Source organism: Halalkalibacter alkalisediminis, assembly GCF_028610705.1.
GTDB lineage: Bacteria > Bacillota > Bacilli > Bacillales > Bacillaceae_D > Halalkalibacter > Halalkalibacter alkalisediminis.
Map to the genome: position 1 here is coordinate 1 of NZ_JAQQWT010000029.1, position 12,629 is coordinate 12,629.

Below are 12,629 nucleotides of genomic sequence, written 5' to 3' on the forward strand. Positions count from 1 at the left end.
GCTCGAATTTGAAAAGCTATATTATGCACGTTATATAGCAAAAGAGCATCTTAGAAATACCACTAGATCAAGTTAAGTGTTTCGTCCCTTAACTTGATCTAGTGGCCAGCAAGCAAAGCGCGGTAGGCGAAAAAGAAAATCTCAATTCAATGTGTCCATTTTCTTGACATAGTATCAGATTAGGTAATGTACTTCCTTGTGAAATTATTACAAATTCTCCGTTGTTTCTGCTAACCTTTTTAATTTTATATTTAATGGATCTTTATTTACCCTCCTACCAATTTCTTTTTCTAACATAAAGATAAACTCTTGATCAATCTTTAAATTAATACTATCATGATAAATGTTTATTAAGAATCTATCGTCTAAAGTGTGCCATTGCAACTTAATCTCCCCCCTTAAGATTTTATATTTTCTTTTTCTACTTTAGAATTTAATGAATAACTTAATTCTTGTTAAACACTACTAACTTCATTTCTGTCATTTCCTCTATAGCATATTTTATTCCTTCACGTCCCACACCACTTCCCTTTACACCACCATATGGCATATTGTCAACTCTGAAAGTTGGAATATCATTTATGATTACCCCTCCAACGTACAAGTCAGTAGAAGCTTTTAGAGCTGTATGAATATTTTCAGTATAAATTCCTGCTTGTAAACCATAACGAGAGTCATTGACTGCGGCTATTGCCTCATCTACAGATTGAACTTGATTTATAAGAACAATAGGTGCGAATACCTCTTGACACGAAACTTTTAAAGAAGTATTAATATTTAACAGTACCGTTGGATGTAAAATGTTCCCATCGCGAATTCCCCCAGTCATAACTTTAGCCCCACTTGGCAAATTAACGAATATAGTCTTATAACCAATAGCAAGCGTTTACTCTAAATGTGATCTAATAAATATACCTGCATCAAAACCAAAGGCATAAACCAAGATCCCTAATAACGCTTGTTCCCCGGTGAACACAAGAGATAGACCTAATACATAGATTAAACATTCGATAAATCCTAAAAAAGAGGCTTGTAGACGTTATTGTTTCACAAAAAATATGGTACGCAATGTGAAACAAGGGACATATAAAAACTGTAATAACAAGATTAGCAGGATCTCTTTCACTTCAAATTCTCCTTACTCCATAAAACTCTTATTAGCCAACCTTTTTTTCAAGCTTCTCTTTTTGTTTATCGGTACGATTTATTTCGTCTTCTTTGATCCATTTTATGAAAGATACAGTCATAAGTATCAAAATAAAAACAACAGGGAATGATGTGATAACTGATAATGTTTGTAAAGTACTTAACCCCCCGCCATACAATAACGAAATAGCAACCGTAGAAAGTACTAATGCCCAAAAAAATCGATGCCAACGTGCGGGTTCTTGATCAGGGTGTAATTCCTTCGATGCAACAGATGCCAAAGCAAAGGCTGATGAGTCAATCGTCGTTGCCAAGAAAATGAAACCAAGCACAAGGAAAATCAGTAAGAAAATGGTGCCTAGTGGTAGTGTTGATATTACTGCTATAATGGCTGCTGGTGCACCCGATTCATTTAAGAGGTTAACGACAGGTACGATTTTGTTGATTTCAAAATAAAGACTTGTATTCCCTAGTATTGCAAATGCCAACCAGCATCCTAGCGTTCCGCCAATACATTGTGCCAATATAACTTGTCTGATCGTTCGACCCTTTGAAATCTTGGCTACAAAGACACCCATAAATGGTGCATACGCTACCCACCAAGCCCAATAGAAAATCGTCCATCCTTGTGGAAACCCTGATTGTCCAATTGAATCTGTATAAAAGCTCATGCGGACAAAATTTTGTAAAACGATTCCTACACTTTCTGTAAATGCAGAGATAATAAACACAGTTGGTCCAAAAATAATGACAAATAAGGAAAGAGTTAAAAATAGATACGTATTGACGTTACTTAATCGCTTAATTCCTTTTTTCAAACCTAAGAATACACTTGTTCCAAATAAAGCAGTCCAACAAAGGACAATGATAATATCAACTGTTAATGTTCTTTCAATGTTCAATAAATGTGAAACACCTTGACCAATTAACGGAGTACCAAGTCCTAATGAAGTACCTACTCCCCCTACTAAACCAACCATAAAAATTACGTCAATAACTTTTCCTAATAAACCGTCAGCGTACTTTCCTATCACTCCGCGGCATGCATTACTAATTCGCAATGTTGACTGTTTCCTTACATGTAATGCGTAGGCTAGTGGCAATGCAGGTAAACAATAAATTGCCCATGCCGTGAAACCCCAGTGAAACATCGGATATGCGTTCGCCCAATCTCCAGCTTCTACACTTTGGGGCTCCATGCCAAACGGTGGTGCAATATAATTGTACGCCCACTCAATTGGTCCCCAATACATAAGACCGATCCCAATCCCTGATGTAAATAACATCGCTAAATAACTTGGAAATGAAAATTCTGGTTGATCCTCAGCAGTTCCGAATTTAATCGTTCCGTATTTTCCAAAAGCCAGCCAGCTTAATAATCCAAAGAAGATAACAGTAACCCATAAATAAAGCCAGCCAAATCTACCAGTAATAAAACCTAATATCATTGAAAATATTTCTGTCGTCTTTTCGGGTGAAATCAGGATCGGTAGAGAAATTGCACAAATCATAATAAGCCCTGTCCAAAAAATGACTTTATCAATCTTTGGTTGTTTCAATAATATCTCCTCCAAATTTAAATTTGACAAAAAACAAATTTAATGTTCTGATTATTCTTTAAAATGCTTCCGCTTTAAAATACATACATATTTACTTTTTTGAAAGAGACCATAACATACGGGTAGATGCGTAGAGACCGGAATTTGCTAAATAATTACAAAGTTCATGATATCTGCGGCAGAAGGTATCCCTATACAATCAAAAACCATAACGAATGTACTTTCAATGATTCCCGATTCTTTCAAAGAGATTAATCCAGATAACACAAATATGGTACCAATAAAGAAATAAATGGTTCGTGGAATGTCTTTTTCCGGTTTTTTACTTTCTCCAGCAGTAATGTCGATGAGCTCTGTTCCTGAAAAGGCAAAATTTACTGAAATCATGGTTATAAGTATCGGAAGGAATCCATTTGAAAAAGGCCTCCTTCCCCGGTAAAATTAGAAACATCGAAGCAGTTGCACTGCCTTTCATTAGGAATAAAGCCAAACATCGCTGCTCCACCTAATATGATTAACAAAATAATAGTAATTACTTTAATGCCGACAAAAGGTAAAACTTATTCTAATTACTCTTTGTAAGATATCTATCACCTGAGATTCCTGGCGTAGTCATTTCATAGGGATTTAAAATGAAATCAAGCTCTTCTTCTGTTAACATATTATATTGCAAACATAGATCACGTACTGATTCGCCTTTTAAGATGGCTTCTCTAGCGATACGCGTCGCCGCTTCGTACCCCAGATGCGGATTAATAGCAGTAATGATTCCTACGTTTTTTTCCACATACTCTTTTAGCCGGTCTTCATCCGCTTCAATACCTGCCACGCAGAAATCTGTAAAGGAGCGGAACGCATTATTCATCATACTGATGGATTGAAGTAAGTTAAAGACAAGCACCGGCTCCATTACATTTAGTTCAAGCTGACCCGCCTCAGAAGCCAGGCAGATGGTATGGTCATTACCGATTACTTGGAAGGCTACCTGATTAATCATTTCGGCCATGACCGGATTTACTTTTCCAGGCATGATTGATGAACCGGGCTGCCGGGCCGGCAATATAATTTCCCCAAGTCCAGCTCGAGGTCCTGAGGCCATTAAACGTAAGTCATTGGCTATTTTAGACATGTTTATCATGCATACTTTTAGTCCCGCTGACACTTCTGTATATGCATCAGTATTTTGTGTCGCATCGACAAGATGTTCTGCCCTAACAAGTGGAAGGCCGCTGATATCTGCTAAATGCTTGACCACCTTTTCGATATAGCAAGGATCGGCATTTAAGCCTGTTCCGACCGCCGTTGCCCCCATATTCACTTCATGTAAATGCTTACGCGACTGTTGAATGCGTTCGATATCACGTTTCAACACACGGCTGTATGCCTCAAACTCCTGACCAAGACGGATTGGCACGGCATCTTGAAGATGTGTCCGCCCTATTTTAATCACGTGGTCGAATTGTTGCGACTTTTTCTGAAAGACATCAAGCATATATTGCATTGTACCTAACAACTTTTCGAGCAAATTAAGAGTGGCGATATGAATCGCAGTGGGGAACACATCGTTTGTTGATTGTGACATGTTCACATGGCTGTTTGGACTTAATTGAACATAGTCCCCTTTCTCTTTTCCAAGTAATTCGAGTGCACGGTTAGCGATGACTTCGTTCGCATTCATATTTATCGATGTACCTGCCCCGCCTTGGATTGGATCGACGATAAAATGATCATGCCATTTACCTTTGCGCACTTCATCTGCTGCCTGAACAATCACTTTACCAAGTCCTTCATACAAACGTTTCGTATCCATATTTGCTAAAGCCGCCGCTTTTTTTACGATTGCCAATGCTTTAATTAAGTCTTCATGAATGCGGTATCCTGTAATCGGAAAGTTTTCGACCGCACGCAATGTTTGAATCCCGTAGTATACCTGTACAGGTACTTATTTTGATCCTAGAAAATCCTTTTCAATTCGACATGACATCTATTCCTCCCCCTAAGATTGACACCTAGCTCTAGCTACCAGCAATTATATTGACTCATTGGTATATACTTATTAGAGCGAATGGTACCATACAAAGTAAGACAACCTTGCAGAATATTCAAATATTTAAGTCCGAGGATTGACCTCGGGTCGATTCCTATAAAACTATCATTATCACATTAAATTTTTCTATCATCTTTTGCCCGAAACTTTAAAACAAACCACTTTTGGTTCAGTCATTTCTTGAAGTGCAAACTTAATTCCTTCACGACCTAAACCAGAACCTTTCACTCCCCCGAAAGGCATGGCATCTATACGATAATCAGAGCTGTCATTTACCATAACCCCGCCTACATCCAATTTACGTACAGCTCCCAACGCCTTATCTAAGTCACGAGTGAATATACCTGCTTGCAAGCCGAAATCCACATTGTTAGATAGGAAAATAGCGGTATCGAGATCAGGGACGCCGTGAATGGTAACAACCGGTCCGAAAACTTCTTCAGTTGCCAGCTTACAATCTGCTGGAACATTCTCTAAAACAGTTGGATAATAAAAAGAACCTTGACGTTTGCCGCCGCACAGCAATTTTGCGCCTTTCTCAACAGCTTCATTAACCCAACTCTCAACCCGCTTTGCTTCCTTCTCTGAAATCATAGGCCCCATGTCGGTTTCCTCCGAGAGTTTATTGCCCACTCGATACTGCTGAGTACGGTTAACAAACTTTCCAATAAAATCCCTATAAATACCTTCTTGAACATATACTCTTTGCACTCCCAGGCAATTTTGACCTGCGGCCCAAAAGGCGCCGGATACAGTCGATTCAACCGCTTCTTCTAAGTCAGCGTCTTCCAGTACGATAACCGGTGAGTTCGAGCCCAGCTCCATACTCATCTTTTTCAGGCCTGCCTTTTGCATAATCGCTTGGCCAGTGGCAAGTCCTCCTGTGAAAGAAATCATTCGTATGGCTGGATGAGTAATCAGACTCTCACCCATATCACTCGGATACCCCGTTATGACGGACAATACTTTAGGCGGTAAGCCTGCTTTCTCAAAGGCTTCTGCCAATAAAAGAGCACTTAACGGTGTAGCAGGTGCTGGTTTTACGATGATGGCATTTCCAGAAGCAATAGCAGGTCCCACTTTATGGGCAACAAGATTTAATGGATCGTTGAAAGGCGTTATAGCTACAATAATTCCAACAGGAAAACGATAATAATATCCCATGCGATCTTCGCTTCCCAGCATCTGGTCAAACGAAATCGTTTCGCCATTAATTCGCCTTGCTTCTTCTGCGCTAATTCGAAGTGTTTCAATACAACGCACTACTTCTTTTCTCGCCTCTTTAATGGTCTTACTTCCCTCACGGGCAATGGTCATTGCATATTTTTCCTTATGCTCATAAACCCAATCGGCGGCACGATTTAGAATAGCGATTCTTTCATGCGTTGGCATGTCCGCGGCTATTTTCGCTCCCTTTTTTGCCTCCTCAATGGTATGAAGTACATCCTTCTCATTAGCAGCAGGAACGGTTGCAATTAAACTATGATCCTGTGGATCGAGAACTTCAATTTTTTTGTCGCGGGATACCCATTTTCCAGCAAGAAACATCTTATTTTTATTTGTTAGTGCTTCAATAAGTGTCATCGATAATCACCTCGTATAAGTAATTTTCCGTCTTATAACTTGAATGGTGTACAAGATTACAATTGCCCACGGCTCATATTGATTAAATCAATAAGAATAGAGAATCCTGTTTCTTTGCGACCAGCTCCGGCACCAATCAACGTAATCGGACCGGCTAAGTCACAATCATACGTAATCGCGTTTTGTGCTCCCAAAACTCCAGCTAGAGGATCTGTAAGAGGTATAGCTTCAGGGCCTACCTTTGCGATTACTTTATCACCATCTTTTTTACATTTAGCAATGAGCTTCCACCTTTTCCCTTCAGATTTTGCCCATTGAATGTCTTGCTGTGTAAGATGACTAATTCCTTCACATTCTACTTCTTCTCGTTTCATCGGAATATTCATTAAAACATTAGTAAGAATGGTAGCTTTATACTGAGCATCATATCCCTCGACATCGCTAGTAGGATCTGCCTCTGCATAGCCAAGAGCTTGTGCCTCAGCTAATGCATCCTTATAGCTCAATCCTTCTTCCATTTTGGTTAGAATATAATTAGTCGTTCCATTTAAAATCCCCCGTATTTCAGAAATGTCATTTCCCGCCAACGAAACGAGAGGCATTCTCAATGCTGGTGTTCCACTCATAACTGTTCCTTCAAAGCCCCATCGCACACCATTCTTTTTGGCTAACTCAACTAGCTCTTGGTAAGCCAAAGAAACCGGACCTTTATTGCTCATTACTACGTTCTTTTTTCTTTCAAATGCTGCCTTACAATGATCGATGGCAGGTTGCCCGGTTTTTACATCAGTGAAAGTAATTTCTACAATGGTATCCGCATTACTCTCACGTATCGTCTGAAAACTATCCCATCCTCTTACCAAACCAGGGGCTTCAGGATAACTATCCAGCTTTCCTGTTTCCTTTACAGCTTGTAATAAATGAGAAATATCCAATCCTTCAGGATGATAAAGAGAACCCTTCATGACATCGGAAATAGCAACAATTTTAGCATCAAAGCCAAGTTCACTACTTAAAGACTCACCTTTATCTTGTAAAATTTCTGCCAATCCTTGGCCTACTACACCAAATCCAAGCAATGCAATTTTATGTGTCATATCCTCATACCTCTTCCATTATTATCTTTATTTACAGATACCAGTAACTGGCAGTTGTGATTCCAAATGATCGAAAGCTTGTTCTAAATCAGAAATAAGATCTTCCGTATCCTCAATTCCTAAGGAGATACGAACCAAACCTTCCGGAATACCAAGGGCTTTGCGTTCTTCAAGAGTACATTCCACATGACTAGTCGTTCTTGCGGGTCCATATATAGTTTCAACAGCTCCAAGATTACCGGCTTTATTTGCATATTGTAATTTTGGCAATAAAATTTTTATGGCATCCATCTCATCTTTTAATACAAAACTTAATATTCCGCCGAAACCTCTCATCTGTTTCTTTGCAATATGATGATGTGGATGTGTTTCTAATCCAGGATAAGAAACCGCTTCTACAAGCTTTTGCTTTTGCAGATACTTTGCTATTTCCATTGCACTCTTTTCTTGCTGCCGTACTCGAAGTTTTAACGTTTTCATCCCTCTTAAAATAAGATAGGCTGACCAAGGATCCATCGTCGCTCCATTGATTTCTCGATAATGATAGACTTTTTTCATCAGTTCTTTGGAGCCGCATACCACACCGCCTAATGCATCGGCATGTCCGCTTAAGAATTTAGTGGCACTATGAATTACAATGTCAACTCCTAATTGAATCGGATTTTGATTAATGGGCGTAGCAAAAGTATTGTCTATGATAACCAATGCCCCCACCGATTTTCCGGCTCTCACCATCCTCTCAATATCAGTAATTTTCATCGTAGGATTGGTAGGAGATTCCAAATACAAAACCTTGCATCCTTTGGCCACTTCATCTTCAATTTCTTCATGATTTCCTGTGTTGCATAACTGTACATCTACATCGAGATTCGGTAAAAATTCGGTAAAGATTTTATTGGTTCCCCCATATGTGTCTTTAACCGATATAACCCGGTCCCCCGGTCTTAAAAATGTATATAGTGTGCTGCTAATAGCGGCCATTCCTGACGAGAAACAAATAGCTGCCTCAGCTCCCTCGAGGATTCTTACTTTCTCTTCCAAAGCTTGAACAGTTGGATTTGTCATGCGATTGTAGATATGTCCAGCTTTATTTCCAATGGCCACTTCATGCCACTCATCAATGTCATCGTAATTGTATGCTACACTAAGTACCACAGGAACTTGAGTTGCATTGTAAGCAAGAGATTCTCTTTCCCCTGCCCATACAGCTTTTGTACCGTCTTGCGTATTTTTAAAGTTTTGCTTATTCATATTTCTCTCACCTCTATTTTTCATCACTTTGCAAACTATACCTTTTTGTCGTACAAATATATAATATATTGTATAATAAATAGTTCCTTACTATGCCTATACTTGTTATCGCTTCTTTTTTACTTGCTTAATTTTGATATGAAAGTACTTTGTAAGTATAACTAATAACTCAACATGTTTTTTGTTATATAATATATTGTATATTTCACTTTAAACAGTCCCCCTTGTTTTATACTGGTCACTACTTACCTTTTACTTACTTAAAATTACTCTTTAAATATTTTTAATATGAAGGTACTTTGTACGAAGAGCTGATAACTCAGCATATTTCCGAGTTATACAATATATTGTATATTGTATATTGTATATTGTATAATTTGCCAAATTATCAGAAAAATTCTTCGTATTAAGATTATAATACACTGGACTCTTTACTTTTTCAATGTTTTATTAGATTAATCTTAAAAATTTTTCCAAATATAAACTGTTTTGTTTTTAATAATAATCAATATGCTATATCCATGTAGCAATCTTAAACTTAAACTAAAGATACTCCCCCACTCCCGTTCCTTCAATTCATCTAAAACGTGAATTTCTATGGTTCGATTCGCTTCATATTCGACTTGGAGACTATAGAGATGTAGGTAATAGTAAGTTACTATATTACAAAACCTTAGATCTATTGAAGAATTTATAAACCGATGCTAATATAAAATGCAAGAATTTCTTGTATATTGTATAATAGGTGATATCAACTTTTAGCTTAGGAGGTAAAACTATCAAAAAGAGATACCAGTCACTAAAAGATCATGTATATAATCATATAGCTAAAGAAATTCAGAGTGGAACATTGCTTCCTAAACATAAGATAAATGAAGTAGCTCTAAGCGAGAAATTAGAAGTAAGTAGAACCCCTGTAAGGGAAGCTTTGATACAATTAGCTTCAGAAAATTTACTTGAGTATTTTCCTCGAAAGGGATTTATCGTTAAAGAATTTGATACCAATAAGAAGCTTGATGTTTTTCAAGTTGTTGGTGTGCTGGATGCCCTAGCAGCCTCATTATCTATATCACATATCACAGAAAGTGATATTGAACTAATGGAAGAGTTGGTTAAAAAAATTGACATCTCGATTTCACAAAAAAATTATTTAGATTATCAAAAATACCAAAACCAATTCCATAAAGTATATATTGATAAATGTAACAACGATACATTAATAGAGCTTCTTGATTCTTTACAAAACAGTTTTGTTAGACAAATTTATTTGAGTAAAGACGAAGAAAAACTTTTTGCTGTATTAGAACAAATGAATAAACATCATAAACAAATTATCAATTACTTTAAAAAAAGAGACAAAGAGAATTTAGAGCAACTTATTAAGAATGAGCATTGGAAAATAACTTATATTGATATGATATAGAATATATGTGCAAAATGATTTACTTGAGGGAAAAGTCGTAACTTTCCTATTAACTTGCAGTTATGATGCAATTCTAAACAATTTATGGATAAATTTCTTTTGATTTTGGACAGATTGGACCCTTCTTTGGTGAATCTGTCCTTTTTTGATTATGTGCATAGCTTCAAGGCCATTTAATATATCAGTGGTTATTAGCATTTCTTAATGAGAGGTGAAGATCCCTTTTAAAATCCAACTAGATAAGGAAAGAAAAATCGCTCATTTCATTGCAACTGACGATAAGAAACTGGAATCAGCCATACAATTCCTGATTGTTGGACACACTTCAAAAAGTTACCGACGAGTTGTTAAACGCTGAAAATTCGTCATTCTATTTGTACTACCAGAGTGGAGGCGCTTCTAAAAACTGGCATGGTATTTTAGCTGGTGTAGAAGTAGAGGACAAGGAGTTTCTTATGATGAAACATAACAATTAAAATAATCTTTTTATTACTGGTAACTTATTTTGCAAAAATAAATCATCTAGTCCCTTTCCATCATCTTCATTCCATAAAACTACGTTTGCGGAATAACCAAGAGACTTAAGCATTTTTGCACAATCAAATAAATACTGCTTAACGTATGGGTTGTTAATGGCATCAGCATCATATGCTATATTAATGACCTCAACATCCATTTCTTTTAGATATGGTAATGCTAACCTCCAAGAATTAACTCCAGGTAAACCAATAATCGTTGTTCCGATATTCTCTAATTCTTCCGGATCATATAACTCTACGATTTTATCTAAAGCAATGTCATTCTTTAAAGGGCCTTCACCAAGCCATACAGTTCTTGCACTTCTTTTTGTACCAGTTTTCCATTGTTTTAACTCCTCATAAGGAACAGAAACATGAACGGGTGCTGGATTTCCTGCCCCTGTTCCACCCTCTCTATTAGCGGAAGATAACCAAAAATAGCGTTGACCAGTGGAAGGTTTTATGTCAGCCATACCTTTGACATTGACGCAACCTTCCTAATTTGGGTCTGCATCGTTCGCATATGACGAACAGCTTCTACGATGTTGCCAGTACCCGACTCTCCTTTGGTACGGATCATTGATGAACCTTCGCCGATCCGACGTGCGGCTTCTCCTAAATCTGGCGCACCGGAAACGAATGGTACCGTGAACTCCCGCTTATATAAGTGATACACTTCATCAGCGGGTGTTAACACTTCACTTTCATCTATATAATCGGCGCCCATAGCTTCTAGAATACGCGCTTCTACAATATGTCCAATACGCGCCTTAGCCATAACTGGAATAGAGACTCTTACTAAAAGTTTCAGAGGTTTAATAACTACAGGTGAGGTTAGCTTTTCAGTTATCCCTGAACCGAACTTTACTAAGTTCTTTGATCTATATCAATTTAGCCTCTCAAACCCTCAGTTACTCTTTCAAAAAGCAGGTCACTTTCTAGCCTTTCTTCTTTTAGCCTTCCTATTATTTGCTTGTTTCAATCATATTCTAAAAACAACCTTATATGGCTTGGCATTTGGATTGGCTCTTGAAATGATTCAGCCTTTTTTCGATCGAGGCGGGAGAATGCTTGATGTGCTCATTAATTGGTCTGGTGTTTTTCTTTTTGTCCTTGCCTATTTATTGATAAGTCGTTCTATACTTATATTAGAATATTTAAAAGAGACACGGCTCTCCGAAAAAACATAGCCGAATCATTACACTAATTTAAATTTACTTTCTAGGTTAATTTCGACAAAATCTTACAAACTTCGGGGAGTGACTGGCACCACAACCATCCTACGGCGCGGGGTGGTTTTCTTGTTTTCTAGTACAATCTTCCGAAAAGTGTATGCGCTTATTTCACGCACAACTCCCTTCAGAACTTCTCTAAATAAATCAAGAAATGTTTCCATGATTATCACCTCCTCTCCTTCTGGAAAGAAGCGTGACAACCAACGACCCTCACAATATTCAGTTGCCTTTCTACTTTAGCATATTCTTATATTCTTTCACTCTTACAACGTTCGACAAAGTTCGGGGAGTGACAGGCACCAATCCGCCCGCCGAAGACAAAAAATAAAAACCAAACATTTTCCAATATATACCTTTTTACGGCGTATCGATGGTTCCGCATCCTTTTTAACGAATCCATAATAGTTCAAAAAGGAGCTAGACTATTGGATTACGAAGAGCAAATCAATCGGTTCATTGGGATGCAGATTCGAGGAATAAGATTAGAAAAAGGCTGGACCCAAGAGAAACTTGCAGAAGAAGCAGACATTGCTCAAAAGCACTTGAGTCAAGTCGAACGTGGCAAAATATCAACAAATACCACGTATCTATTTAAAATATCTGCAGGTCTTGGCTTAACTAATCCACTTGACCTTTATAAAACAGCCGCTCAAGAAGTCTATCCATCTATGAAAAAGAAGGAAACAAAGGAATGAGAATTCCTCTCTTTCTCCTTTCACACTTCCCCTTTTTATTCACACATCCATCATATTCCCCATTGTTTGATTCA

At 37.7% G+C, this 12,629-nt stretch carries 10 protein-coding genes and 6 pseudogenes; 3 read left to right on the forward strand and 13 right to left on the reverse strand.

The features are described 5' to 3' along the window. Positions 1 to 207: 207 nt before the first annotated feature. From sda to PQ474_RS21365, 9 genes and pseudogenes are all read right to left on the reverse strand, one after another. A complete protein-coding gene (gene sda / locus PQ474_RS21325) occupies positions 208 to 384 on the reverse strand; it encodes a sporulation histidine kinase inhibitor Sda (protein WP_273847626.1) in 177 nt (58 codons plus the stop codon). A gap of 61 nt (positions 385 to 445) precedes the next feature. After that, positions 446 to 841 (reverse strand): annotated as a pseudogene (locus PQ474_RS21330) (aldehyde dehydrogenase family protein); the annotation flags it as partial. Positions 842 to 886: 45 nt separating this feature from the next. After that, a pseudogene (locus tag PQ474_RS21335) lies at positions 887 to 1,027 on the reverse strand (DUF5698 domain-containing protein); the annotation flags it as partial. 130 nt (positions 1,028 to 1,157) lie between these two features. Beyond that, the gene (locus tag PQ474_RS21340; protein ID WP_273847627.1) at positions 1,158 to 2,705 is read right to left on the reverse strand and encodes a BCCT family transporter; all 1,548 of its coding nucleotides are present in this window, start codon (positions 2,703 to 2,705) and stop codon (positions 1,158 to 1,160) included. A 97-nt stretch (positions 2,706 to 2,802) separates the two neighbouring features. Continuing rightward, positions 2,803 to 3,256, reverse strand: a pseudogene (locus PQ474_RS21345) (amino acid permease); the annotation flags it as partial. A gap of 14 nt (positions 3,257 to 3,270) precedes the next feature. Further along, a pseudogene (aspA, locus tag PQ474_RS21350) lies at positions 3,271 to 4,689 on the reverse strand (aspartate ammonia-lyase). Between the two features lie 192 nt (positions 4,690 to 4,881). Beyond that, positions 4,882 to 6,336, reverse strand: a complete 1,455-nt coding sequence (locus PQ474_RS21355; protein ID WP_273847628.1) for an aldehyde dehydrogenase family protein — start codon at positions 6,334 to 6,336, stop codon at positions 4,882 to 4,884. Positions 6,337 to 6,392: 56 nt separating this feature from the next. Beyond that, a complete protein-coding gene (locus PQ474_RS21360; RefSeq protein ID WP_273847629.1) occupies positions 6,393 to 7,433 on the reverse strand; it encodes a homoserine dehydrogenase in 1,041 nt (346 codons plus the stop codon). A 27-nt stretch (positions 7,434 to 7,460) separates the two neighbouring features. Next, entirely contained in the window at positions 7,461 to 8,684 is a 1,224-nt protein-coding gene (locus PQ474_RS21365; protein WP_273847630.1) for a cystathionine gamma-synthase family protein, read from the reverse strand. A 745-nt stretch (positions 8,685 to 9,429) separates the two neighbouring features. Between PQ474_RS21365 and PQ474_RS21370 the strand changes: the two genes are divergently transcribed. After that, positions 9,430 to 10,107, forward strand: a complete 678-nt coding sequence (locus tag PQ474_RS21370) for a GntR family transcriptional regulator (protein WP_273847631.1) — start codon at positions 9,430 to 9,432, stop codon at positions 10,105 to 10,107. Positions 10,108 to 10,167: 60 nt separating this feature from the next. Here the strand turns inward: PQ474_RS21370 and PQ474_RS21375 are convergent. From PQ474_RS21375 to PQ474_RS21385, 3 genes and pseudogenes are all read right to left on the reverse strand, one after another. Then, positions 10,168 to 10,293, reverse strand: a pseudogene (locus PQ474_RS21375) (IS6 family transposase); the annotation flags it as partial. A gap of 286 nt (positions 10,294 to 10,579) precedes the next feature. Next, the gene (locus tag PQ474_RS21380; RefSeq protein ID WP_273847632.1) at positions 10,580 to 11,098 is read right to left on the reverse strand and encodes a DUF3854 domain-containing protein; all 519 of its coding nucleotides are present in this window, start codon (positions 11,096 to 11,098) and stop codon (positions 10,580 to 10,582) included. Positions 11,099 to 11,100: 2 nt separating this feature from the next. Continuing rightward, a pseudogene (locus tag PQ474_RS21385) lies at positions 11,101 to 11,475 on the reverse strand (beta/alpha barrel domain-containing protein); the annotation flags it as partial. Between PQ474_RS21385 and PQ474_RS26670 the strand changes: the two are divergent. Further along, a complete protein-coding gene (locus PQ474_RS26670; protein WP_420537706.1) occupies positions 11,474 to 11,815 on the forward strand; it encodes a VanZ family protein in 342 nt (113 codons plus the stop codon). The pseudogene PQ474_RS21385 and the gene PQ474_RS26670 sit on opposite strands and share 2 nt — an antisense overlap. A 53-nt stretch (positions 11,816 to 11,868) precedes the next feature. On the opposite strand, the gene PQ474_RS21390 is transcribed toward PQ474_RS26670, so the two are convergent. Then, positions 11,869 to 12,021: a hypothetical protein gene (locus PQ474_RS21390; RefSeq protein WP_273847633.1), complete on the reverse strand. Its 153-nt coding sequence runs from the start codon at positions 12,019 to 12,021 to the stop codon at positions 11,869 to 11,871. 264 nt (positions 12,022 to 12,285) lie between these two features. On the opposite strand from PQ474_RS21390, the gene PQ474_RS21395 reads away from it, so the two are divergent. Beyond that, on the forward strand, positions 12,286 to 12,555 hold the full coding sequence (locus PQ474_RS21395) for a helix-turn-helix domain-containing protein (RefSeq protein WP_273847634.1): 270 nt from the start codon (positions 12,286 to 12,288) through the stop codon (positions 12,553 to 12,555). Positions 12,556 to 12,629: the final 74 nt, after the last annotated feature.

Excerpts from the sequence above, each read along its gene's own strand:
- PQ474_RS21355 (WP_273847628.1), bottom strand. The coding sequence starts at position 6,336 with ATGACACTTATTGAAGCACTAACAAATAAAAATAAGATGTTTCTTGCT.
- PQ474_RS21360 (WP_273847629.1), bottom strand. The coding sequence starts at position 7,433 with ATGACACATAAAATTGCATTGCTTGGATTTGGTGTAGTAGGCCAAGGA.
- PQ474_RS21365 (WP_273847630.1), bottom strand. The coding sequence starts at position 8,684 with ATGAATAAGCAAAACTTTAAAAATACGCAAGACGGTACAAAAGCTGTA.
- PQ474_RS21380 (WP_273847632.1), bottom strand. The coding sequence starts at position 11,098 with ATGGCTGACATAAAACCTTCCACTGGTCAACGCTATTTTTGGTTATCT.
- PQ474_RS21390 (WP_273847633.1), bottom strand. The coding sequence starts at position 12,021 with ATGGAAACATTTCTTGATTTATTTAGAGAAGTTCTGAAGGGAGTTGTG.